Origin of the sequence: Streptomyces sp. NBC_00557 (genome assembly GCF_036345995.1) — a bacterium.
GTDB lineage: Bacteria > Actinomycetota > Actinomycetes > Streptomycetales > Streptomycetaceae > Streptomyces.
On record NZ_CP107796.1, the window covers coordinates 6817961 to 6841298 of the forward strand.

20 protein-coding genes are annotated in these 23338 nt (G+C 71.2%); 17 read left to right on the forward strand and 3 right to left on the reverse strand.

The window, feature by feature from the left end:
* Window positions 1-152 precede the first annotated feature (152 nt).
* Window positions 153-2351, reverse strand: a complete 2199-nt coding sequence (locus OG956_RS30095; RefSeq protein WP_330341142.1) for an elongation factor G-like protein EF-G2 — start codon at window positions 2349-2351, stop codon at window positions 153-155.
* Between the two features lie 242 nt (window positions 2352-2593).
* Here OG956_RS30095 and pgsA point away from each other — a divergent pair, with 242 nt between their 5' ends.
* The 15 genes from pgsA (at window position 2594) to relA (ending at window position 18536) form a co-directional block, all read left to right on the forward strand.
* Entirely contained in the window at window positions 2594-3310 is a 717-nt protein-coding gene (gene pgsA, locus OG956_RS30100; protein WP_330342988.1) for a phosphatidylinositol phosphate synthase, read from the forward strand.
* A complete protein-coding gene (locus OG956_RS30105; protein ID WP_330341143.1) occupies window positions 3307-4215 on the forward strand; it encodes a phosphatidylinositol mannoside acyltransferase in 909 nt (302 codons plus the stop codon). Before pgsA ends, OG956_RS30105 begins: the two co-directional genes overlap by 4 nt.
* Window positions 4212-5375, forward strand: a complete 1164-nt coding sequence (locus OG956_RS30110) for a glycosyltransferase family 4 protein (protein WP_330341144.1) — start codon at window positions 4212-4214, stop codon at window positions 5373-5375. Before OG956_RS30105 ends, OG956_RS30110 begins: the two co-directional genes overlap by 4 nt.
* A gap of 120 nt (window positions 5376-5495) precedes the next feature.
* On the forward strand, window positions 5496-6038 hold the full coding sequence (locus tag OG956_RS30115; protein WP_330341145.1) for a hypothetical protein: 543 nt from the start codon (window positions 5496-5498) through the stop codon (window positions 6036-6038).
* Window positions 6039-6189: 151 nt separating this feature from the next.
* The gene (gene pdxS / locus OG956_RS30120) at window positions 6190-7095 is read left to right on the forward strand and encodes a pyridoxal 5'-phosphate synthase lyase subunit PdxS (RefSeq protein ID WP_330341146.1); all 906 of its coding nucleotides are present in this window, start codon (window positions 6190-6192) and stop codon (window positions 7093-7095) included.
* 30 nt (window positions 7096-7125) lie between these two features.
* Entirely contained in the window at window positions 7126-7722 is a 597-nt protein-coding gene (pdxT, locus tag OG956_RS30125) for a pyridoxal 5'-phosphate synthase glutaminase subunit PdxT (protein WP_330341147.1), read from the forward strand.
* A gap of 60 nt (window positions 7723-7782) precedes the next feature.
* Window positions 7783-8535 carry a YebC/PmpR family DNA-binding transcriptional regulator gene (locus OG956_RS30130; protein WP_330341148.1) on the forward strand — a complete coding sequence of 251 codons (753 nt, stop codon included), beginning with the start codon at window positions 7783-7785 and terminating at the stop codon, window positions 8533-8535.
* A gap of 127 nt (window positions 8536-8662) precedes the next feature.
* Entirely contained in the window at window positions 8663-9202 is a 540-nt protein-coding gene (gene ruvC / locus OG956_RS30135) for a crossover junction endodeoxyribonuclease RuvC (protein ID WP_330341149.1), read from the forward strand.
* Complete coding sequence (gene ruvA / locus OG956_RS30140; protein ID WP_330341150.1) at window positions 9199-9804, forward strand: Holliday junction branch migration protein RuvA; 606 nt, start codon at window positions 9199-9201, stop codon at window positions 9802-9804. The genes ruvC and ruvA overlap by 4 nt, the downstream gene beginning before the upstream one ends.
* Window positions 9805-9827: 23 nt before the next feature.
* Window positions 9828-10898: a Holliday junction branch migration DNA helicase RuvB gene (gene ruvB, locus OG956_RS30145; RefSeq protein WP_330341151.1), complete on the forward strand. Its 1071-nt coding sequence runs from the start codon at window positions 9828-9830 to the stop codon at window positions 10896-10898.
* Window positions 10899-11087: 189 nt separating this feature from the next.
* Window positions 11088-11591, forward strand: coding sequence for a preprotein translocase subunit YajC (gene yajC, locus OG956_RS30150; RefSeq protein ID WP_330341152.1), 504 nt, complete (start codon window positions 11088-11090; stop codon window positions 11589-11591).
* 140 nt (window positions 11592-11731) lie between these two features.
* Window positions 11732-13504: a protein translocase subunit SecD gene (gene secD / locus OG956_RS30155; protein ID WP_330341153.1), complete on the forward strand. Its 1773-nt coding sequence runs from the start codon at window positions 11732-11734 to the stop codon at window positions 13502-13504.
* Between the two features lie 3 nt (window positions 13505-13507).
* Window positions 13508-14608, forward strand: coding sequence for a protein translocase subunit SecF (gene secF / locus OG956_RS30160; RefSeq protein ID WP_330341154.1), 1101 nt, complete (start codon window positions 13508-13510; stop codon window positions 14606-14608).
* A complete protein-coding gene (locus OG956_RS30165) occupies window positions 14605-15144 on the forward strand; it encodes an adenine phosphoribosyltransferase (RefSeq protein ID WP_330341155.1) in 540 nt (179 codons plus the stop codon). Before secF ends, OG956_RS30165 begins: the two co-directional genes overlap by 4 nt.
* Before the next feature lie 857 nt (window positions 15145-16001).
* Window positions 16002-18536, forward strand: a complete 2535-nt coding sequence (gene relA / locus OG956_RS30170) for a GTP pyrophosphokinase (protein ID WP_330341156.1) — start codon at window positions 16002-16004, stop codon at window positions 18534-18536.
* A 142-nt stretch (window positions 18537-18678) separates the two neighbouring features.
* Here the strand turns inward: relA and OG956_RS30175 are convergent, their stop codons facing one another.
* The gene (locus OG956_RS30175) at window positions 18679-19908 is read right to left on the reverse strand and encodes a DUF349 domain-containing protein (RefSeq protein WP_330341157.1); all 1230 of its coding nucleotides are present in this window, start codon (window positions 19906-19908) and stop codon (window positions 18679-18681) included.
* Window positions 19909-20062: 154 nt separating this feature from the next.
* Window positions 20063-20896, reverse strand: a complete 834-nt coding sequence (locus OG956_RS30180; protein ID WP_330341158.1) for a peptidylprolyl isomerase — start codon at window positions 20894-20896, stop codon at window positions 20063-20065.
* A 177-nt stretch (window positions 20897-21073) separates the two neighbouring features.
* Between OG956_RS30180 and OG956_RS30185 the strand changes: the two genes are divergently transcribed.
* Both OG956_RS30185 and hisS read left to right on the forward strand, forming a co-directional pair.
* Window positions 21074-21787, forward strand: coding sequence for an MBL fold metallo-hydrolase (locus tag OG956_RS30185; RefSeq protein ID WP_330341159.1), 714 nt, complete (start codon window positions 21074-21076; stop codon window positions 21785-21787).
* Between the two features lie 14 nt (window positions 21788-21801).
* A complete protein-coding gene (gene hisS, locus OG956_RS30190; protein WP_330341160.1) occupies window positions 21802-23064 on the forward strand; it encodes a histidine--tRNA ligase in 1263 nt (420 codons plus the stop codon).
* Window positions 23065-23338: the final 274 nt, after the last annotated feature.

A 23338-nucleotide genomic window follows, 5' to 3' on the forward strand; every position in this document is an offset into this window, starting at 1 on the left:
CACCTGTTGAACAGGCCGTCGCGTCGATTACCCGTCACAACCGGACGGCTGCGGCACGACGCGATCAGGTGATCAGCGTAGTCGCCGCCACCGACAACCGGCGGGCGGACGGCCGAAGCCGCCCGCCCGCACACCCGGCCCGGGGTGCTGGACTACCCGTTGTCACCGGCCTGTTCACGGATCCTTTCGGCGATCTGCGGCGGCATCGGCTCGTGCCGGGCGTACGCGCGGTCGAACCGCGCCGTGCCGTGCGACAGCGAGCGCAGGTCGACGGCGTACCGGCCGATCTCGAACTCGGGCACCTCGGCCCGGATCAGGGTCCGCCCGGAGCCCACCTGCTCGGTGCCGAGCACCCGGCCGCGGCGGCCGGACAGGTCGCTCATCACGGCGCCCACGTAGTCGTCGCCGACCAGCACGGACACCTCGGCCACCGGCTCCAGAAGATGGATCTTCGCGCCCGCCGCGGCCTCGCGCAGCGCCAGCGCGCCCGCCGTCTGGAAGGCGGCGTCGGAGGAGTCCACCGAATGCGCCTTGCCGTCCACCAGCGTGACCCGCACGTCCACGAGCGGATACCCGGCGGCGACGCCCTTGGCGGCCTGCGCCCGCACGCCCTTCTCCACGGACGGGATGAACTGGCGCGGCACCGCGCCGCCGACCACCTTGTCCACGAACTCGATGCCCGAGCCGCCGGGCAGCGGCTCCACCTCGATCTCGCAGATGGCGTACTGCCCGTGCCCGCCGGACTGCTTCACGTGGCGGCCGCGGCCGGTCGCCTTGTTCGCGAACGTCTCCCGCAGGGACACCTTGTGCGGCACCACGTCGACCTGGACGCCGTAGCGGCTGCGCAGCCGCTCCAGGGCGACGTCCGCGTGGGCCTCGCCCAGGCACCACAGGACCACCTGGTGGGTGTCCTGGTTCTGCTCCAGGCGCATGGTCGGGTCCTCGGCCACCAGCCGGGCCAGGCCCTGGGAGAGCTTGTCCTCGTCGGCCTTGCTGTGCGCCTGGATGGCGAGCGGCAGCAGCGGGTCGGGCATCCGCCAGGGCTCCATCAGCAGCGGGTCGTCCTTGGCGGAGAGCGTGTCCCCGGTCTCGGCCCGGCCCAGCTTGGCCACGCACACCAGGTCGCCGGCGACGGCGTGCGTCACCGGGCGCTGCTGCTTGCCGAACGGCATGGACAGCGCGCCGACCTTCTCGTCGACGTCGTGGTCCTCGTGACCGCGGTCGGCGAGCCCGTGACCGGAGATGTGCACCGTCTGGTCGGGTCGCAGGGTGCCGGAGAAGACACGGACCAGCGAGATCCGGCCGACGTAGGGGTCGGAGGACGTCTTGACCACCTCGGCGACCAGCGGACCGTCGATGTCGCACGGCTTGAGCTCGCGCGGCTTGCCGTCGACGGTCGTGACCTCGGGCAGCGGGTGCTCGAACGGCGTCGGGAACCCGCGGGTGATCAGCTCCAGCAGCTCCACCGTGCCGAGTCCCTGCTTGGCGCCCTCGGGCGCGGGGGCGGCCGCCAGGACGGGGAAGAACGAGCCGCGCGCCACGGCCCGCTCCAGGTCCTGGATCAGCGTCTTGACGTCGACCTCCTCGCCGCCGAGGTAGCGGTCCATGAGGGTCTCGTCCTCGCTCTCGGCGATGATGCCCTCGATGAGCCGGTTACGGGCCTCCTCGATGTCCGGCACCTGGTCCTCGCCGGGGTCGGACTCCTCGCGCTTCCCGGCCGAGTAGTCGAACAGCTTCTGCGTGAGCAGCCCGACCAGCCCGGTCACGGGCGCGTGCCCGTCGGGGCCCTCCGGGCCGCGCAGCGGCAGATACAGCGGCAGCACCGCGTCGGGGTCGTCCCCGCCGAATGCCTCGGCGCAGATCCGGGTCATCTCCTCGAAGTCCGCGCGCGCGGCCTCCAGGTGCGTGATCACGATCGCGCGCGGCATGCCGACGGCCGCGCACTCCTCCCACACCATCCGGGTGGAGCCGTCCACGCCGTCCGAGGCCGAGACGACGAAGAGGGCCGCGTCCGCGGCGCGCAGACCGGCCCTGAGCTCACCGACGAAGTCGGCGTATCCGGGGGTGTCCAGCAGGTTGATCTTGATGCCGTCCCATTCGACCGGCACCAGGGAGAGCTGTACCGAGCGCTGCTGCCGGTGCTCGATCTCGTCGTAGTCCGAGACGGTGCCGCCGTCCTCCTTGCGGCCCGCCCGGTTCACCGCCCCCGTCGTCAGCGCGAGGGCCTCCACCAGAGTCGTCTTGCCCGAACCGGAGTGGCCGACCAGCACCACGTTCCGTACGGACGCGGGCTGGTCGGCCTCCAGAGCCCTGCCGGCGGCTCCGGGGTGTGTCTGAGTCTTGTCGCCCATGATCCTGCCTCCCGTGCACGGTGAGGTCACTGTGGGCGCGGACACGCGGGACCCGCGTGCACTGGCGGCTCCGGCGACGCCCGCGGTTATTCGAGCTTTCCACTCCCGTCACGCTGCGTCCATACGAACGACAGCCGCGGCCCAGCGGCGGCCCTCCGTGCGCCCCGCGCACGGCGGCGCGCACCGGTCCGCGCGACCGGCTGCGGGTGCCCGCCCGCCACGCACACGCGCGCGTGGCTACGATGGGCCAGCCGGAGGCCACCAGGGGCCACGGCGACACGACCGTCGGGAAGGCCATGCTGAACAAGTACGCGCGTGCATTCTTCACGCGTGTCCTCACACCGTTCGCCGCGTTTCTCATCCGCCGGGGCGTCAGCCCCGACACGGTCACCCTCATCGGCACGGCCGGTGTGGTCGCGGGAGCGCTGGTCTTCTACCCCCAGGGCGCGTTCTTCTGGGGCACGGTCGTGATCACCCTGTTCGTCTTCTCCGACCTGGTCGACGGCAACATGGCCCGCCAGCTGGGCCGTTCCAGCCGCTGGGGAGCCTTCCTGGACTCCACCCTCGACCGGGTCGCGGACGGCGCCATCTTCGGCGGCTTCGCCCTCTGGTACGCGGGCCACGGGAACGACAACGTCCTGTGCGCCGTGTCGATCTTCTGTCTCGCGAGCGGGCAGGTGGTGTCGTACACCAAGGCGCGCGGCGAGTCCATCGGGCTGCCGGTCGCCGTCAACGGCCTCGTGGAGCGCGCCGAGCGGCTGGTGATCTCGCTGGTCGCGGCCGGTTTCGCGGGCCTGCACGCGTTCGGCGTGCCGGGCATCCAATGGCTGCTGCCGATCGCGCTGTGGATCGTCGCCGCCGGCAGCCTGGTCACGCTGGTCCAGCGCGTCGTCACCGTCCGCCGCGAGTCCGCCGAGGCGGAGGCGGCGGCCCAGCACGGCGCCGAGGCGGCGAAGTGAGCGCCGGCGAACGGCTCACCGACGCGCTGTACGGGCTCGGCTGGAGCACCGTCAAGAAGCTCCCCGAACCCGTCGCGGTCCGCCTCGGGCAGACCATCGCCGACCTCGCCTGGAAACAGCGCGGCAAGGGCGTACAGCGCCTGGAGTCCAACTACGCGCGCGTGCTGCCCGACGCCGGCCCCGAGCGCCTGCGCGAGCTGTCCCGCGCGGGTATGCGCTCCTACCTGCGCTACTGGATGGAGTCCTTCCGGCTGCCGGCCTGGAGCCGGGAACGCGTGAAGTCGGGCTTCGACCCCAAGGACCTGCACTTCCTCACCGACGGGCTGGCCGCCGGCAAGGGGGTGGTCCTGGCCCTGCCGCACATGGCCAACTACGACCTCGCCGGCGCCTGGGTCACCACCGCGCTGGAGACGCCCTTCACGACGGTCGCCGAGCGGCTGAAGCCCGAGACGCTGTACGACCGCTTCGTCGCCTACCGGGAGGGCCTCGGCATGGAGGTCCTGCCGCACAGCGGCGGCTCCGCGTTCGGCACCCTGGCCCGCAGGCTGCGCGACGGCGGCCTGGTCTGCCTGGTCGCCGACCGCGACCTGTCCGCCTCCGGCGTCGAGGTCGAGTTCTTCGGCGAGCGGACCCGGATGCCCGCGGGGCCGGCCCTGCTCGCCCAGCAGACCGGAGCGCTGCTGCTGCCGGTCACCCTCTGGTACGACGGCTCGCCCGTCATGCAGGGCCGTGTGCACCCCCCGGTCGAGGTACCCGAGTCAGGTACGCGCGCGGAGAAGACGTCTGTCATGACACAGGCGCTGGCCGACGCCTTCGCCGGCGGCATCGCCGAGCACCCGGAGGACTGGCACATGCTCCAGCGCCTGTGGCTCGCCGACCTCGACCCCGCGAAGGGACCCTCGTGAGAATCGGGATCGTCTGCCCGTACTCCTGGGACGTGCCCGGTGGCGTCCAGTTCCACATCCGCGACCTCGCCGCGTACTTCCTGCGGCTCGGCCACGACGTCTCCGTCCTCGCCCCGGCCGACGACGACACCCCGCTGCCGCCGTACGTCGTCTCGGCCGGCCGCGCGGTCCCGGTGCCGTACAACGGCTCCGTGGCCCGCCTGAACTTCGGCTTCCTGTCGGCCGCGCGGGTACGGCGCTGGCTGCACGAGGGCGCCTTCGACGTGGTCCACATCCACGAGCCGGCCTCGCCCTCGCTGGGCCTTCTGACCTGCTGGGCGGCCTCCGGCCCGATCGTGGCCACCTTCCACACCTCCAACCCGCGCTCGCGCGCGATGATCGCCGCGTACGCGATCCTGCAGGCCGCCCTGGAGAAGATCAGCGCGCGCATAGCGGTCAGCGAGTACGCCCGCCGGACGCTGGTGGAGCACCTGGGCGGGGACGCGGTGGTCATCCCCAACGGCGTCGACGTGGACTTCTTCGCCAAGGCCGAGCCGAAGGCGGAGTGGCAGGGCGACACGATCGGCTTCATCGGCCGCATCGACGAGCCCCGCAAGGGCCTGCCGGTGCTGATGAAGGCCCTGCCGAAGATCCTGGCGGCCCGCCCGCGGACCCGGCTGCTGGTCGCCGGCCGGGGCGACGAGGAGGCGGCCGTCGAGGACCTCCCCGCCGAGCTGCGCGCACAGGTGGAGTTCCTCGGCATGATCAGCGACGAGGACAAGGCCCGCCTGCTGCGCAGCGTCGACCTGTACGTCGCCCCCAACACCGGCGGCGAGAGCTTCGGCATCATCCTGGTCGAGGCGATGTCCGCGGGCGCCCCCGTGCTCGCCTCCGACCTGGACGCCTTCGTGCAGGTCCTGGACCAGGGCGAGGCGGGCGAGGTGTTCGCCAACGAGGACGCCGACGCGCTCGCCGAGGCCGCCGTACGGCTCCTGGGGGACCCGGCCCGCCGCGCGGAGCTCCGCCGGCGCGGGAGCGCCCACGTGCGCCGCTTCGACTGGGCCACGGTCGGCGCCGACATCCTCTCCGTCTACGAGACGGTCACGGCCGGCGCGGCGGCGGTCGCGGCCGACGAACGGACGACGGGGCTGCGGGCCCGGTTCGGGCTGGCCCGCGACTGAGGCCGCGGAGACCGTACGACCGCACCCGGAGCCCGGCTCGGACGGGACGCCGCCGAAGGGGCCGGAGGCGGTGCGGGATCGCCCTGAAGGGCGGGCGGCGGCAGCCGATAGCCTTCGGCCGTGACCGCAACCCTGATCTGGATCCTCGTCGTGCTCGTCGCGATCGGCGTGTACCTGAGCTGGACGGCCGGGCGGCTGGACCGGCTGCACGTGCGGATGGACGCCGCACGGGCCGCGCTCGACGCCCAGCTGCTGCGCCGGGCCTCCGTCGCGCAGGAGCTGGCCACTTCGGGCGTGCTGGACCCGGCCGCCTCGATCGTGCTGTACGAGGCCGCGCACGCGGCCCGGCAGGCCGAGGAGGAGCAGCGGGAGGTCGCCGAGAGCGAGCTGAGCCAGGCGCTGCGCGCGGTCTTCGGGGAGCCGGCCCAGGTGGAGGCCGTGCGGGAGGCCCCAGGAGGCGAGGAGGCGGTCCGTGAGCTGGCGGAGGCGGTCCGCAGGGTCCCGATGGCCCGCCGCTTCCACAACGATGCCGTGGGAGCCGCTCGCAGGCTGCGCGAGCACCGCAAGGTGCGCTGGTTCCGGCTGGCCGGCCACGCTCCCTTCCCGCTGGCCTTCGAGATGGACGACGAGCCCCCAGCGGCACTGGTGGAGCGGCCGTCCTGAGCGGGCGTCCCGGACGGGTCCCCTGAACACCGGGCGAACCCGCCCGGTCCGAAAAGGATCCACCGGCTTGCCATTGGCCCTTGCTGTGGCCTGGTCCACTCGCGTTTCCTCGTCGGTGCAGTAAACCCTCTTCCCATCAGTGAGGTCACCCGTGTCCACCATCGAGAACCAGGCTCCCGAGACCGGCACCGCGCGCGTGAAGCGCGGCATGGCCGAGCAGCTCAAGGGCGGCGTGATCATGGACGTCGTCACGCCGGAGCAGGCGAAGATCGCCGAGGACGCGGGCGCCGTCGCCGTCATGGCCCTGGAGCGTGTCCCGGCCGACATCCGCAAGGACGGCGGCGTGGCCCGTATGTCCGACCCGGACATGATCGAGAGCATCATCGACGCCGTCTCGATCCCGGTCATGGCCAAGTCCCGCATCGGCCACTTCGTCGAGGCCCAGGTCCTGCAGTCCCTCGGCGTCGACTACATCGACGAGTCCGAGGTCCTCACCCCGGCCGACGAGGTCAACCACTCCGACAAGTGGGCCTTCACCACCCCGTTCGTGTGCGGCGCCACCAACCTGGGCGAGGCCCTGCGCCGCATCGCCGAGGGCGCCGCGATGATCCGCTCCAAGGGCGAGGCCGGCACCGGCAACGTCGTGGAGGCCGTCCGCCACCTGCGCCAGATCAAGGGCGACATCGCCCGCCTGCGCGGCCTGGACAACCACGAGCTGTACGCCGCCGCCAAGGAGCTGCGCGCCCCGTACGAGCTGGTCAAGGAGGTCGCCGAGCTGGGCAAGCTCCCGGTGGTCCTCTTCTCCGCCGGCGGCGTGGCCACCCCGGCCGACGCGGCCCTGATGCGCCAGCTCGGCGCCGAGGGCGTGTTCGTCGGCTCCGGCATCTTCAAGTCCGGCGACCCGGCCAAGCGCGCCGCCGCCATCGTGAAGGCCACCACCTTCTACGACGACCCGAAGATCATCGCGGACGCGTCCCGCAACCTCGGCGAGGCCATGGTCGGCATCAACTGCGACATCCTCCCCGAGTCCGAGCGCTACGCGAACCGCGGCTGGTAATCCCCACCCTCAGAGGACTGCACGAAACACATGACTGACGCACCCGTCATAGGCGTCCTGGCCCTCCAGGGCGACGTACGGGAGCACCTCATCGCCCTGGCCGCGGCCGACGCCGTGGCCAGGCCGGTGCGGCGCCCCGAGGAACTCGCCGAGGTCGACGGCCTCGTGCTGCCCGGCGGCGAGTCCACCACCATCTCCAAGCTGGCCGTCCTGTTCGGCGTGATGGAGCCCCTTCGCGCGCGCGTGCGCGACGGCATGCCTGTCTACGGCACCTGCGCCGGCATGATCATGCTCGCCGACAAGATCCTCGACCCGCGCTCGGGCCAGGAGACCATCGGCGGCATCGACATGATCGTGCGCCGCAACGCCTTCGGACGGCAGAACGAGTCCTTCGAGGCCGCGGTCGACGTCAAGGGCATCTCCGGTGACCCCGTGGAGGGCGTCTTCATCCGCGCCCCCTGGGTGGAGTCCGTGGGCGCCGGGGCCGAGGTGCTCGCCGAGCACGACGGCCACATCGTCGCCGTCCGCCAGGGCAACGCGCTCGCCACCTCGTTCCACCCGGAACTGACCGGTGACCACCGCGTGCACTCCCTGTTCGTCGACATGGTGCGCGCCAACCGGACGTGAGAGTCCTTGTAGGATCTCTGGCGTTCGTACAGAGATGGGTTACGCGAAGGAGACAGGCAGATGTCCGGCCACTCTAAATGGGCCACGACGAAGCACAAGAAGGCCGTGATCGACGCCAAGCGCGGCAAGCTCTTCGCGAAGCTCATCAAGAACATCGAGGTCGCGGCCCGGATGGGCGGCGCCGATCCGGACGGCAACCCGACGCTGTACGACGCCATCCAGAAGGCGAAGAAGTCGTCGGTCCCGAACAAGAACATCGACTCCGCGGTCAAGCGCGGCGCGGGCCTGGAGGCCGGCGGCGCCGACTACGAGACGATCATGTACGAGGGCTACGGCCCGAACGGCGTCGCGGTGCTCATCGAGTGCCTCACCGACAACCGCAACCGCGCCGCCTCCGAGGTCCGCGTCGCCATGACCCGCAACGGCGGCTCCATGGCCGACCCGGGCTCGGTGTCGTACCTGTTCAACCGCAAGGGCGTGGTCATCGTCCCCAAGGGCGAGCTGACCGAGGACGACGTGCTCGGCGCCGTCCTGGACGCCGGCGCCGAGGAGGTCAACGACCTCGGCGAGAACTTCGAGGTCATCAGCGAGCCGACCGACCTCGTCGCGGTCCGCACCGCGCTCCAGGAAGCCGGCATCGACTACGAGTCCGCCGAGGCCAACTTCGTCCCGACCATGCAGGTCGAGCTGGACGAGGAGGGCGCCAAGAAGATCTTCAAGCTGATCGACGCGCTCGAGGACAGCGACGACGTGCAGAACGTCTTCGCCAACTTCGACGTCAGCGACGAGATCATGGAGAAGGTCGAGGCGTAGCACGCACGGCTTGCCGGCGGGCCGACGGGACACACCCCGTCGGCCCGCCGCTTTGTCAGTGCCACCCGATAGCCTGCACGAACAGGCGATCGGCAGGGGATCGGCAGGCCGTCGGAGGGAGGGGCGCGTGCGCGTACTGGGGGTGGACCCGGGACTGACCCGGTGCGGTGTCGGCGTCGTCGAGGGCGTCGCAGGCCGCCCGCTCACCATGCTCGGCGTCGGCGTCGTCCGCACACCCGCGGACGCCGACCTCGGCCACCGCCTCCTCGCCGTCGAGCAGGGCATCGAGCAGTGGCTGGAGGAGCACCGGCCCGAGTTCGTCGCCGTCGAGCGCGTCTTCAGCCAGCACAACGTGCGCACGGTGATGGGCACCGCCCAGGCCAGCGCCGTCGCCATGCTGTGCGCCGCCCGGCGCGGCATCCCCGTGGCGCTGCACACGCCCAGCGAGGTCAAGGCCGCCGTCACCGGCTCGGGCCGGGCCGAAAAGGCGCAGGTCGGCGCCATGGTGACCCGCCTGCTCCGGCTCTCCGCCCCGCCGAAGCCCGCCGACGCCGCCGACGCCCTCGCGCTCGCCATCTGCCACATCTGGCGCGCCCCCGCCCAGAACCGGCTCCAGCAGGCGGTCGCCCGCCACACACTCCACGCAACGAAAGGCCGTACGGCATGATCGCCTTCGTCAGCGGCACGGTCGCCGCGCTCGCCCCCGACGCCGCGGTCGTCGAGGTCGGCGGCGTCGGCATGGCCGTCCAGTGCACGCCGAACACGCTGTCCACGCTCCGCGTCGGACAGAGCGCCAAGCTGCACACCTCGCTCGTCGTCCGCGAGGACTCGCTGACCCTGTACGGCTTCGCGGACGACGACGAGCGCCAGGTGTTCGAACTGCTGCAGACCGCCAGCGGCGTCGGCCCGCGCCTCGCCCAGGCCATGCTCGCCGTGCACACCCCCGACGCGCTGCGCCGCGCCGTCGCCACCGGTGACGAGAAGGCCCTCACGGCCGTCCCCGGCATCGGCAAGAAGGGCGCGCAGAAGCTGCTGCTGGAGCTGAAGGACCGGCTCGGCGAACCCGTCGGCGCCCCCGCGGTCGGCGCCCCGGTCACCCAGGGCTGGCGCGACCAGCTGCACGCGGCCCTCATCGGCCTCGGGTACGCCACCCGCGAGGCCGACGAGGCCGTCGCCGCGGTCGCCCCCCAGGCCGAGGCCGCGGGCGGCGCCCCGCAGGTCGGCCCGCTGCTGAGAGCCGCGCTGCAGACCCTGAACCGCGCCCGCTGACCCCGAGCCGAAGGCACACGCACATGAACTGGGACGACACGACCGGCACGCCCGCCGCGGAGCGGCTGGTGGGCTCTGTCGCCGACCGGGAGGACCAGGCCGTCGAGGCCGCGCTGCGGCCCAAGGACCTCGGCGAGTTCATCGGCCAGGAGAAGGTCCGCGAACAGCTCGACCTCGTGCTGCGGGCCGCACGCGCGCGGGGCGCGACCGCCGACCACGTGCTCCTGTCCGGCGCGCCCGGACTGGGCAAGACCACCCTGTCCATGATCATCGCGGCCGAGATGGGCGCTCCCATCCGCATCACCTCCGGCCCCGCCATCCAGCACGCCGGCGACCTCGCCGCGATCCTCTCCTCGCTCCAGGAGGGCGAGGTCCTCTTCCTCGACGAGATCCACCGCATGTCCCGGCCCGCCGAGGAGATGCTGTACATGGCGATGGAGGACTTCCGCGTCGACGTCATCGTCGGCAAGGGCCCCGGCGCCACCGCCATCCCGCTGGAGCTGCCGCCCTTCACCCTGGTCGGCGCCACTACGCGCGCGGGCCTGCTGCCGCCCCCGCTGCGCGACCGCTTCGGCTTCACCGCGCACATGGAGTTCTACGAACCGCACGAGCTGGAGCGGGTCGTGCACCGCTCGGCGAGACTGCTGGACGTCGAGATCGAGCCGGACGGCGCCGCCGAGATCGCCGGCCGCTCCCGGGGCACGCCCCGCATCGCCAACCGCCTGCTGCGCCGCGTCCGCGACTACGCGCAGGTCAAGGCGGACGGGCTGATCACCCGCGAGATCGCCGCGGCGGCCCTCGCCGTGTACGAGGTCGACGCGCGCGGCCTCGACCGGCTCGACCGCGCCGTCCTCGAAGCCCTGCTGAAGCTGTTCGGCGGCGGCCCGGTCGGCCTGTCCACGCTCGCCGTGGCGGTGGGGGAGGAGCGGGAGACCGTCGAGGAGGTCGCCGAGCCGTTCCTCGTCCGGGAGGGGCTGCTCGCCCGCACCCCCCGCGGCCGGGTCGCCACGCCCGCCGCCTGGGCGCACCTCGGCCTCACCCCGCCCCGCTCGGCGACCGGCGGAAACGGGCAACAGGACCTGTTCGGGAGCTGACCGCGCAATGATGGAGGTGGGACGGCGCAGACATTGGCCCGGGCAGGAACTCAGGTGCCATGCTGAGCGTTGTTCCATGCGCGCGGACTCGCTTAGACTCCGCCGATGCCGCCCTTGCGGGCGGCGCCGACCCACACCCCCATCAACAGGCCGCTCTCCGTCGCGGTCGCGCGAAGGAAACCCCGTCCCGTGAATGCCTTTACCCTTCTCCCCTTCATCGTGCTCATCGCGGCCATGTTCCTCATGACGCGCTCGGCCAAGAAGAAGCAGCAGCAGGCCGCCCAGATGCGCAACGAGATGCAGCCCGGCTCCGGTGTCCGCACGATCGGGGGTATCTACGCGACGGTCAAGGAGGTCAACGAGGAAACCGTCCTCCTCGACGCCGGGCCGGGCGTCGAGCTCCTCTTCGCCAAGAACGCGATCGGCGCCGTCCTCAGCGACGACGAGTACAACCGCATCGTGCACGGCATCGAGCACGACCTGAAGTCCGACACCGACATCGTCCCGGACGACGCCTCCTCCCTCACCGAGACCGACGACTCCGACTCGCCCGCTGCCGCCGCCTCCGACGACAAGGCCGTCGACCTCGGTAAGAAGGACGCCGACGAGGGCGACACCGACGCGGCCGAGGCCGCCGAGGCCAAGGCGGAGGACGCTCCGAAGAAGACCGACGGCGACTCCGACGCGAAGTAGTCACGTCCCGGTGGTGCGCTGCGCGGCATGATCCGCCCCGCGCACCACCGGGCGTCTGTTTCCCGCACGGAACAGCCCGACACCATGTCATGGCCGTCCGCGCCCACCGGCGCGAGCGGCCCGAGAGGGAGTACGAGAAGGTGGCAGCACCTAAGAGGGGCCGGAGCGCGAGCGCCCAGAGCAAGCCAGGGCGCTCGCTGGCCCTCATCCTGATCGCCATCGTGGCGCTCACCGGAGGCATGTTCCTCTCCGGAAACACCACTCCGCGTCTCGGCATCGACCTCGCCGGTGGTACGAGCATCACGCTCAAGGCGAAGGCCGATCAGGGGTCCGCGATCAACAAGGCCAACATGGACACCGCGGTCGACATCATGAACCGCCGTGTCAACGGCCTCGGCGTCTCCGAGGCGGAGGTGCAGACCCAGGGGACCGACAACATCATCGTCAACATCCCCAAGGGCACCAACTCCAAGGAGGCCCAGCAGCAGGTCGGCACCACCGCCAAGCTGTACTTCCGCCCGGTCCTCGCCAGTGAGCCCAGCGGCGGCGCCGCACAGAGCCCCTCGCCGAGCGCCTCCCCGAGCGGCAGCTCCAAGCCGAGCCCGAGCCCCACCGCCTCCTCCAAGCAGAAGGCGTCCTCGTCCTCCACCGCGTCCCCCACGGCCTCGGCGACCTCCCAGGGCCGCGCCGTCACCGACGCGCTGAAGGCCGGCTCCACCCCGTCGCCGAGCACGTCGGCCTCGGACGGCGCCAAGCCGACGGCCACCCCCTCGGCCTCCTCCAGCGCCGGTTCCGCCGCCGCCAAGCTCCAGGCCCAGTACGCCGCCCTGGACTGCACCAAGCCCGCCGAGCGGGCCAAGGTCGGCGGCGCCGCCAAGCCCGGCGAGCCCACCATCGCGTGCGGCCAGATCAGGAAGGTCTGGTACAAGTACATCCTCGGCCCGGCCGCCGTCGACGGCACCGAGGTGAAGAAGGCGCAGGCCGTCTTCGACACCCAGGGCGCCTCCGGCTGGCAGGTCCAGATGACCTTCACCTCCAGCGGCGCCAAGAAGTTCGCGGACATCACCGGCCGGCTGGCGAAGAACCAGTCCCCGCAGAACGAGTTCGGCATCGTCCTCGACGGCGAGGTCGTCTCCAGCCCGTACGTCAGCCAGGCCATCACCGGCGGCCAGGCGGAGATCACCGGCAGCTTCACCCAGCAGGACGCCCAGAGCCTCGCCAACATGCTGTCGTACGGCGCCCTGCCGCTGTCCTTCCAGGAGCAGTCCGTCACCACCGTCACCGCCGCGCTCGGCGGTGAGCAGCTGCACGCCGGTCTGCTCGCCGGCGCGATCGGCCTCGGCCTGGTCGTGATCTACCTGGTCGTCTACTACCGCGGCCTGTCCCTCGTCGCCATGGCCTCGCTGGTGGTCTCCGCGATCCTCACCTACGTGATCATGTCGCTGCTCGGCCCGGCCATCGGCTTCGCGCTGAACCTGCCGGCCGTCTGCGGCGCCATCGTCGCCATCGGTATCACCGCGGACTCGTTCATCGTGTACTTCGAACGCATCCGGGACGAGATCCGCGAGGGCCGCTCGCTGCGTCCCGCCGTCGAGCGGGCCTGGCCGCGCGCCCGGCGCACCGTCCTCGTCTCCGACTTCGTGTCGTTCCTCGCCGCCGCCGTCCTGTTCATCGTGACCGTCGGCAAGGTCCAGGGCTTCGCGTTCACCCTCGGCCTGACCACCCTGCTCGACGTCGTCGTGGTCTTCCTGTTCACCAAGCCGCTGATGACGCTCCTCGCCCGCCGCAGGTTCTTCGCGAGCGGCCACAAGTGGTCCGGCCTCGACCCGAAGAGCCTGGGTGCCAAGCCGCCGCTGCGCCGCACCCGCCGTCCCGCCGGCCCCGCCGGCTCTGTCGACCCGAAGGAGGCCTGAGCGATGTCGAAACTGGGCAACCTCGGCGCTCGACTGCACCGCGGCGAGATCTCGTACGACTTCGTCGGCAAGCGCAAGATCTGGTACGGCATCTCGATCCTGATCACCATCACGGCCATCGTCGGCCTGGCGGTGCGCGGCCTGAACATGGGCATCGAGTTCAAGGGCGGCGCGGTCTTCACCACGCCGACCCACATGAGCACCTCGGTGACCCAGGCGGAGAACTACGCCAAGGACGCCTCCGGCCATGAGGCGATCGTGCAGAAGCTCGGCAACGGCAGCCTGCGCATCCAGATCGCCGGCATCGACACCGGCCAGTCCGACAAGATCAAGCAGGAACTGGCCAAGGACCTGAAGCTCGACCCCGAGAAGCTCGCCGCCGACCTGGTCGGCCCGAGCTGGGGACAGCAGATCGCCGACAAGGCCTGGGAGGGCCTGGGCATCTTCATGGTGCTCGTGGTGATCTACCTGGCCATCGCCTTCGAGTGGCGCATGGCCATCGCGGCCCTGGTCGCGCTGATCCACGACATCACCATCACCACCGGCATCTACGCCCTCGTCGGCTTCGAGGTCACGCCCGGCACGGTCATCGGTCTGCTGACGATCCTCGGCTACTCGCTCTATGACACGGTCGTCGTCTTCGACAGCCTCAAGGAGCAGACGAAGGACATCACCAAGCAGACCCGCTTCACCTTCAGCGACATCGCCAACCAGTCGATCAACGGCACGCTGGTGCGTTCCATCAACACCACGGTCGTCGCGCTGCTGCCGGTCGCCGGTCTGCTCTTCATCGGCGGCGGCTTCCTCGGCGCCGGCACGCTGAACGACATCTCCCTGTCGCTGTTCGTCGGCCTCGCCGCCGGCGCCTACTCGTCGATCTTCATCGCCACCCCGCTCGTCGCCGACCTCAAGGAGCGCGAGCCCGCGATGAAGGCCCTCGCCAAGCGGGTCATGGCCAAGCGGGCCCAGGCCGCCGCGGAGGAGGACCTCGCCGCCGACCGCGCCGACGACCCCGAGGACGCGGCCGCCGCCGTCGTGGGCCCCCGCAACCAGCCCGCCTCCCGCAGCCGGGGCCGCGGCCGACCGCAGGGGAAGCGCCGATGACGGAGATCAGGGAGCTGCTGCTCAGCCGTATCCGGGACGTCGCCGACTATCCGGAGCCGGGCGTGATGTTCAAGGACATCACGCCGCTCCTCGCGGACCCGGCCGCGTTCACGGCGCTCACCGACGCGCTGGCCGAGATCGCGGCGAACACCGGCGCGACCAAGGTCGTCGGCCTGGAGGCCCGGGGCTTCATCCTGGGCGCCCCGGTCGCCGTCCGCGCGGGTCTCGGCTTCATCCCGGTCCGCAAGGCGGGCAAGCTCCCCGGAGCGACGCTGCGCCAGGCCTACGACCTGGAGTACGGCTCGGCGGAGATCGAGGTGCACGCCGAGGACCTCTCCTCCGGCGACCGCGTCCTCATCGTGGACGACGTCCTCGCCACGGGCGGTACGGCCGAGGCCGCGATCCACCTGATCCAGCGCGCCGGCGCCGAGGTCTGCGGCCTGGCCGTGCTGATGGAACTGGGCTTCCTGGCCGGCCGGTCCCGCCTGAAGCCTGCCCTTGGCGAGGCCCCGCTGGAGGCGCTGCTCCAGGTCTGAACGGACCCCGCACGAAGCGGCCCGGGCCACGGCCCGGGCCGCTTCACATACCCGACCGCACCGGCCGACGGTGCCGCCGGCCCCCGGTTACGCCGAGACAGTCGAGGGGGCCCGCACCAAGGCAGGGGAGGGCCGACGGGGGCCGCCCGCCCCCTGTGACGGCGAGAGAGCCCGCAGGGGTCCCGCAGCGCGCCGACGGCGAGGGCCGACGGGGTCCCGCACCCGGCCGGCGGCGAGGACCTGTAGGGGTCGCTCGTCCCCTGTGACGGTGAGAGAGAGCCCGCAGGGTCTTGCAGCGCGTCGATGGCGAGGGCCGGCGGGGTCCCGCACCCGGCCGACGGCCAGGGCCCGCAGGGGTCGCCCGTCCCCTGTGACGGTGAGAGAGAGCCCGCAGAGGCCCCGTAGCGCGTCGACGGCGAGGGCCGACGGGGTCCCGCACCCGGCCGACGGCCAAGGCCCGCAGGGGTCGCCCGCCCCCGGTGACGGCGAGACACTCCGCAGGAGCCCCACACCCCGCCGGCGGCCAGGGCCCGCAGGGCCGCCCGTACCCGCGGAAGCCGGCGACGCTCCTCGCGGGCCACGGAGGCCCTCCTCGCGGGCCATGGAAACGCTCCGCGCGGGCCATGGAGACCCTCCGCGCGGGCCACGGAGACGCTCCTCGCGGGACACCCGCACGACAGCCCCCGCACGTCTCCGTATCACCCGGAGTCCATCTTCCGGAATCCGGCGGGAGCCTCTCGTGTTTCAGGGGTAGACGGTCCTCACTTCCGGCTGAGGGCGATGACCAGCCGCAGGATCGCTACCATGGGATCTCCGGAGCCTGACCGGGGGACCCGGATCGCGCACGAGGAGTCCTCTTGCCAGACGAGGCCCAGCACCTGACCGCCGCAAAGCCCGAGTCCGCCTCGGCCGCCGCGGCGAAGCCCGCGCCGAACGTGTCCAACGCGAAGAACGACACCCGCGGGCCGATCGAGCACGCCCAGTCCGCGCCCGTCGAGAAGGCAGCCGAGGCCACGCGTCCCAAGCCGGCCCCGCCCGAGCGTCCGGCACAGCCGCCCGTGGTCCGCCAGCCCGCCGGACAGCCCCGCAGCGGCTCCTCCAACCGCGTCCGCGCCCGTCTGGCCCGGCTCGGCGTGCAGCGCGCGAACCCCTACAACCCGGTCCTGGAGCCGCTGCTGCGGATAGTGCGCAGCAACGACCCGAAGATCGAGAACTCCACCCTGCGCCAGATCGAGCGCGCCTACCAGGTCGCCGAGCGCTGGCACCGCGGCCAGAAGCGCAAGAGCGGCGACCCGTACATCACGCACCCGCTCGCCGTGACGACCATCCTCGCCGAGCTGGGCATGGATCCGGCCACCCTGATGGCGGGCCTGCTGCACGACACCGTCGAGGACACCGAGTACGGCCTCGACCAGCTGCGCCGCGACTTCGGCGACACCGTCGCCCTGCTCGTCGACGGTGTCACCAAGCTGGACAAGGTCAAGTTCGGCGAGGCCGCGCAGGCCGAGACCGTGCGCAAGATGGTCGTCGCGATGGCGAAGGACCCGCGCGTGCTGGTCATCAAGCTCGCCGACCGCCTGCACAACATGCGCACCATGCGCTACCTGAAGCGGGAGAAGCAGGAGAAGAAGGCACGCGAGACCCTCGAGATCTACGCGCCGCTCGCCCACCGCCTCGGCATGAACACCATCAAGTGGGAGCTGGAGGACCTCGCCTTCGCGATCCTCTACCCCAAGATGTACGACGAGATCGTCCGACTGGTGGCCGAACGGGCGCCGAAGCGTGACGAGTACCTGGCCATAGTGACCGACGAGGTCCAGGCCGACCTGCGTGCCGCCCGCATCAAGGCGACCGTCACCGGCCGCCCGAAGCACTACTACAGCGTCTACCAGAAGATGATCGTCCGCGGCCGTGACTTCGCGGAGATCTACGACCTGGTGGGCATCCGTGTCCTCGTCGACACGGTCCGCGACTGCTACGCCGCCCTCGGCACCGTGCACGCGCGATGGAACCCGGTCCCCGGCCGGTTCAAGGACTACATCGCGATGCCCAAGTTCAACATGTACCAGTCGCTGCACACGACGGTCATCGGCCCCAACGGCAAGCCGGTCGAGCTGCAGATCCGCACCTTCGACATGCACCGCCGCGCCGAGTACGGCATCGCCGCGCACTGGAAGTACAAGCAGGAGGCCGTCGCCGGCGCCTCCAAGGTCCGCACGGACGCGCCCAGGACGTCCGCGAAGGACAAGGACGCCATCAACGACATGGCGTGGCTGCGGCAGCTGCTGGACTGGCAGAAGGAGACCGAGGACCCCGGCGAGTTCCTGGAGTCCCTGCGCTTCGACCTGTCCCGCAACGAGGTCTTCGTCTTCACCCCCAAGGGCGATGTCATCGCGCTGCCCGCGGGCGCCACCCCCGTGGACTTCGCGTACGCCGTCCACACCGAGGTCGGCCACCGCACCATAGGAGCGCGGGTCAACGGCAGGCTCGTACCGCTCGAATCCACCCTGGACAACGGCGACTTGGTGGAGGTCTTCACCTCCAAGGCACCCGGCGCCGGACCCTCCCGCGACTGGCTCGGCTTCGTCAAGTCGCCCCGGGCGCGCAACAAGATCCGCGCCTGGTTCTCCAAGGAGCGCAGGGACGAGGCGATCGAGCAGGGCAAGGACGCGATCGTCCGGGCGATGCGCAAGCAGAACCTGCCGATCCAGCGCATCCTCACCGGCGACTCCCTCGTCACGCTCGCGCACGAGATGCGGTACTCGGACATCTCCGCGCTGTACGCGGCGATCGGCGAGGGCCATGTCTCCGCGCAGAACATCGTGCAGAAGCTCGTCCAGGCCCTCGGCGGCGAGGAGGCGGCCACCGAGGAGATCGACGAGACCGTCCCGCCGTCCCGCAGCCGGGGCCGCAAGCGCCGCTCCAGCGCCGACCCGGGCGTCGTGGTCAAGGGCGTCGAGGACGTGTGGGTCAAGCTGGCCCGCTGCTGCACGCCGGTGCCGGGCGACCCGATCATCGGGTTCGTCACCCGCGGCAGCGGCGTCTCGGTGCACCGCAGCGACTGCGTGAACGTCGAGTCGCTCTCCCGCGAGCCGGAGCGCATCCTCGACGTGGAGTGGGCGCCCACCCAGTCCTCGGTCTTCCTGGTCGCCATCCAGGTCGAGGCGCTGGACCGCTCCCGGCTGCTGTCGGACGTCACCCGCGTGCTGTCCGACCAGCACGTCAACATCCTCTCCGCGGCCGTCCAGACCTCCCGCGACCGGGTGGCCACCTCCCGCTTCACCTTCGAGATGGGCGACCCCAAGCACCTCGGGCACGTCCTGAAGGCCGTGCGGGGCGTGGAGGGCGTGTACGACGTCTACCGCGTGACGTCGGGACGCAGCCGGTCGTAACGTCCGGCGACCAGCCGTTACGTCCGTCGATCAGCGTTACCTCCGGCGATCAGCGTTTACGTCCGTCGACCAGTCGATCCGTCGCAGGAACGGAAAAGGCCCCGTACGCGCCGTACGGGGCCTTCGCCTGTGGGGTGGGGGATCAGCCGCCGAACTCCTGCAGGCCCTTCAGAGCCTGGTCCAGGAGCGCCTGGCGGCCCTCCAGCTCACGCTCCAGCTTCTCGGCCTTGGCGTTGTTGCCCTGGGCGCGAGCCTGCTCGATCTGCGCCTTCAGCTTGTCGACGGCGGCCTGCAGCTGACCGGTAAGACCCTCGGCACGCGCGCGTGCCTCCGGGTTCGTGCGGCGCCACTCGGCCTCCTCGGCCTCCTGGATCGCCCGCTCCACCGCGTGCATCCGGCCCTCGACCTTGGGACGCGCGTCGCGCGGCACATGGCCGATGGCCTCCCAGCGCTCGTTGATCGAGCGGAAGGCGGCCCGCGCGGCCTTCAGGTCGCTGATCGGCAGCAGCTTCTCGGCCTCCTCGGCCAGCTCCTCCTTCAGCTTCAGGTTCTCCGCCTGCTCCGCGTCCCGCTCGGCGAACACCGAGCTGCGGGCCGCGAAGAACACGTCCTGGGCGCCGCGGAAGCGGTTCCACAGGTCGTCCTCGTGCTCGCGCTGAGCGCGGCCCGCGGCCTTCCACTGCGCCATCAGCTCGCGGTAGCGGGCCGCCGTCGGACCCCAGTCCGTCGAACCGGAGAGCGCCTCGGCCTCCGCGACCAGCCGCTCCTTGGTCCGGCGGGCCTCCTCGCGCTGCGCGTCGAGCTGCGCGAAGTGCGCCTTGCGCCGCTTGGAGAACGCCGACCGGGCGTGCGAGAAACGGTGCCAGAGCTCGTCGTCGGACTTGCGGTCCAGACGCGGCAGACCCTTCCAGGTGTCCACCAGCGCCCGCAGCCGCTCACCGGCGGCCCGCCACTGGTCGGACTGCGCCAGCTGCTCGGCCTCGGCGACCAGCTCCTCCTTGGCCTTGCGGGCCTCGTCGGACTGCCTGGCCCGCTGCGCCTTGCGCTCCTCGCGGCGCTTCTCGACGGTCTCCACCAGCTTGTCCAGCCGCGCCCGCAGCGCGTCCAGGTCGCCGACCGCGTGGTGCGCGTCCACCTGCTCGCGCAGGTGGTCGATCGCGGCCATGGCGTCCTTCGACGACAGGTCGGTGGTCCGTACTCGCTTCTCGAGGAGGCCGATCTCGACAACCAGGCCCTCGTACTTGCGCTCGAAGTAGGCCAGCGCCTCCTCGGGGGAGCCGGCCGCCCAGGAGCCGACGACCTTCTCGCCGTCGGCCGTACGCACGTACACGGTCCCCGTCTCGTCGACGCGGCCCCACGGGTCGCTGCTCACAGCGCCTCCTCCACATGATGCCTGCGCAGGGCCTCAGCGCCCCGGGGCATCGTCCACAGTTTCGTCACGGCCAACATAGGCGACCAGCGGGTTGCCTGTCCGCATCCAGCGCGACCGAAATTCCGCAGTTGACCGTCCTTGGCCGTCATTGCGGTCAGGACTTCGTCACCGTCGCCTTGTTGATCACCACGGTCGCGTTGGGAGCGGTGTTGCCGGAGGTGGGATCGGCCGGCTGGGCGCCGGCGGCGGCGATCTTCTCGAGCACCTTCATGCCGGCCGGCGACACCGTGCCGAACGGCGTGTAGCTGGGCGGCAGCGGGCTCTTCTTGTAGACCAGGAAGAACTGGCTGCCGCCGGTGTGCTTCTGGCCGGTGTTGGCCATCGCCACCGTGCCCGCCGGGTAGGTGTTGCCCTTCAGGCTCTTGTCCTTCAGGTTCTCGTCCGGGAGCGTGTAGCCCGGCCCGCCCATGCCGGTGCCCTGCGGGTCGCCGCACTGCAGCACGAAGATCGCGTCCGTGGTCAGGCGGTGGCACTTGGTGTGGTCGAAGAAGCCCTGGCCCGCCAGGAAGTTGAACGAGTTCACCGTGTGCGGGGCCGCCGCCGCCTTCAGCGCGATGTCGATGTCACCGCACGTCGTGGCGAGCTTCATCGTGTACTTCGCCGACGTGTCGATCGTCATCGCCGGCTCCTTCTTCCAGCTCAGCTTCTTCGCCGAGCCGGCCGCCGGCTTCGCGCACGGGTCCGGGGCCTTGCTGGTCGGCGAGGCGCTGGGCGTGACGTCCGCGGCGGTGTTGGTCTTCTTGTCGTCGCCGCCCTTGAGCACATCGGTCGTGTACAGCACGACACTTCCGATGACGACGATGCCCAGTACCGACGCGATCACGGAGTTGCGCACGCGGGCCTTGCGGCGCGCCTGGGTGCGCCGCTGCTGCTGCCGCAAGAACTTCTCCCGGGCGAGCTGACGCCGCCGCTGCTCCTGGCTGACCACCGGTTTCTCTCCTCATGCGTGTCGATGCGTGTGTGCCGACCGGTACGCGTGCGTGCTCGTGAGCCGACCGCTGTGTGTAGCCACGTACCGTATATGGGTTAGCTGAGGAAACGGCAGCGCCGGTAGGCTCTGGACCACAGCTTGTGGTCACCCGTATCGACACAACGAAGGACGATCGTGCTCATTGCCGGGTTCCCCGCCGGGGCCTGGGGGACGAACTGTTATCTCGTCGCCCCCGCCGCCGGTGAGGAGTGCGTGATCATCGACCCCGGCCACCAGGCTGCCGAAGGCGTCGAGGAAGCACTGAGGAAGCATCGGCTCAAGCCCGTCGCCGTCGTCCTCACCCACGGGCACATCGATCACGTGGCCTCGGTCGTCCCGGTCTGCGGCGCGCACGACGTACCGGCCTGGATCCACCCCGAGGACCGGTACATGATGAGCGACCCCGAGAAGGCGCTCGGCCGGTCCATCGGCATGCCGCTGATGGGCGAGCTGACCGTCGGGGAGCCGGACGACGTCCGCGAGCTGGCGAACGGCACCACCCTCGACCTGGCCGGCCTGGAGTTCTCCGTCGCGCACGCGCCGGGCCATACCAAGGGGTCGGTGACCTTCCGGATGCCCGAGACCGCCGACATTCCGTCGGTGTTCTTCTCCGGGGATCTGCTGTTCGCCGGCTCCATCGGACGCACCGATCTGCCGGGCGGATCCATGGCGGACATGCTCGAGTCGCTGGCCCGCGTGTGCCTGCCGCTCGACGACTCCACCGTGGTGCTGTCCGGCCACGGCCCCCAGACGACCATCGGCCAGGAGCGCGCCACCAACCCCTATCTGCGGCAGGTGGCGGCCGGCCAGGGAGCGGACGCGAGCACCGCTCCCCGACGAGGAATGTGACGAGAGAGCCTTTCGTGAGTACCTTCCAGGCCCCCAAGGGCACCTATGACCTGCTGCCGCCGGACTCGGCCAAGTACCTGGCGGTCCGCGAGGCGATCGCCGCTCCGTTGCGCAACTCCGGCTACGGCTACATCGAGACGCCCGGCTTCGAGAACGCCGAGCTGTTCGCGCGCGGGGTCGGCGAGTCCACCGACATCGTGACCAAGGAGATGTACGCCTTCGAGACCAAGGGCGGCGACAAGCTCGCCCTGCGCCCCGAGGGCACCGCCTCCGTGCTGCGCGCGGCCCTGGAGGCCAACCTGCACAAGGCGGGCAACCTCCCGGTCAAGCTGTGGTACTCGGGCTCGTACTACCGCTACGAGAAGCCGCAGAAGGGCCGCTACCGCCACTTCTCCCAGGTCGGCGCCGAGGCGATCGGCGCGGAGGACCCGGCGCTCGACGCCGAGCTGATCATCCTGGCCGACCAGGCGTACCGCTCTCTGGGCCTCAGCCGGTTCCGGATCCTGCTGAACAGCCTGGGCGACAAGGAGTGCCGGCCGGTGTACCGGACCGCGCTGCAGGACTTCCTGCGCGGCCTGGACCTCGACGAGGACACCCGGCGCCGCGTCGACATCAACCCCCTGCGGGTGCTGGACGACAAGCGTGAGTCGGTGCAGAAGCAGCTCACCGGCGCCCCGCTGCTGCGCGACTACCTGTGCGACGCCTGCAAGGCGTACCACGAGGAGGTCCGCGAGCTGATCACGGCGGCGGGCGTGGCCTTCGAGGACGACCCGAAGCTGGTGCGCGGTCTGGACTACTACACCCGCACCACCTTCGAGTTCGTGCACGACGGGCTGGGCTCGCAGTCCGCGGTCGGCGGCGGTGGCCGCTACGACGGCCTGTCCGAGATGATCGGCGGCCCCGCGCTGCCGTCGGTCGGCTGGGCCCTCGGCGTCGACCGCACGGTCCTCGCCCTGGAGGCGGAGGGCGTGGAGCTGGACCTGCCGTCCGCCACGTCGGTCTACGCCGTCCCGCTCGGCGAGGAGGCCCGCCGCGTGCTGTTCGCCAAGGTCACCGAGCTGCGCAAGGTCGGCATCGCCGCGGACTTCAGTTACGGCGGCAAGGGCCTGAAGGGCGCCATGAAGAACGCCAACCGCAGCGGCGCCCGGTACACGATCGTGGCCGGCGAGCGCGATCTCGCCGAGGGCGTCGTCCAGCTCAAGGACATGGACTCCGGCGAGCAGACGGCGATCGGCGTGAACGAGATCGTGGCGGAACTGGAGTCCCGGCTCGGCTAGCCGAGCGGTACGGGAGGGCGCCGCGGACCCGGCGCCCTCCCGTGGTCCGCCCTCCGGGTGGCCGTCAACTCCGCGGGCGTCGATTCCTCCTGGAGGACGATTTCCCACAGGATCTCCACGCGCGCGTGGCCGTCGCCGGGCCCGTGCGAGGACGGACGCCGGTGACGGCCCCGCACGGCTCGATCAGCGGCCGGAACCGAACGCTCCGTGCCTGCCGTGCGTACGTCCTTATGTGCTTCGAACGGTGCCCGCACACGTGCGTGCGGCACAATGA

What these genes read in the sequence shown, in the direction of transcription:
- OG956_RS30095 (WP_330341142.1), bottom strand. Translation starts at nt 2,351, where the DNA reads ATGGGCGACAAGACTCAGACACACCCCGGAGCCGCCGGCAGGGCTCTG.
- pgsA (WP_330342988.1), top strand. Translation starts at nt 2,594, where the DNA reads ATGGGCCAGCCGGAGGCCACCAGGGGCCACGGCGACACGACCGTCGGG.
- pdxT (WP_330341147.1), top strand. Translation starts at nt 7,126, where the DNA reads ATGACTGACGCACCCGTCATAGGCGTCCTGGCCCTCCAGGGCGACGTA.
- OG956_RS30130 (WP_330341148.1), top strand. Translation starts at nt 7,783, where the DNA reads ATGTCCGGCCACTCTAAATGGGCCACGACGAAGCACAAGAAGGCCGTG.
- ruvA (WP_330341150.1), top strand. Translation starts at nt 9,199, where the DNA reads ATGATCGCCTTCGTCAGCGGCACGGTCGCCGCGCTCGCCCCCGACGCC.
- ruvB (WP_330341151.1), top strand. Translation starts at nt 9,828, where the DNA reads ATGAACTGGGACGACACGACCGGCACGCCCGCCGCGGAGCGGCTGGTG.
- secF (WP_330341154.1), top strand. Translation starts at nt 13,508, where the DNA reads ATGTCGAAACTGGGCAACCTCGGCGCTCGACTGCACCGCGGCGAGATC.
- OG956_RS30165 (WP_330341155.1), top strand. Translation starts at nt 14,605, where the DNA reads ATGACGGAGATCAGGGAGCTGCTGCTCAGCCGTATCCGGGACGTCGCC.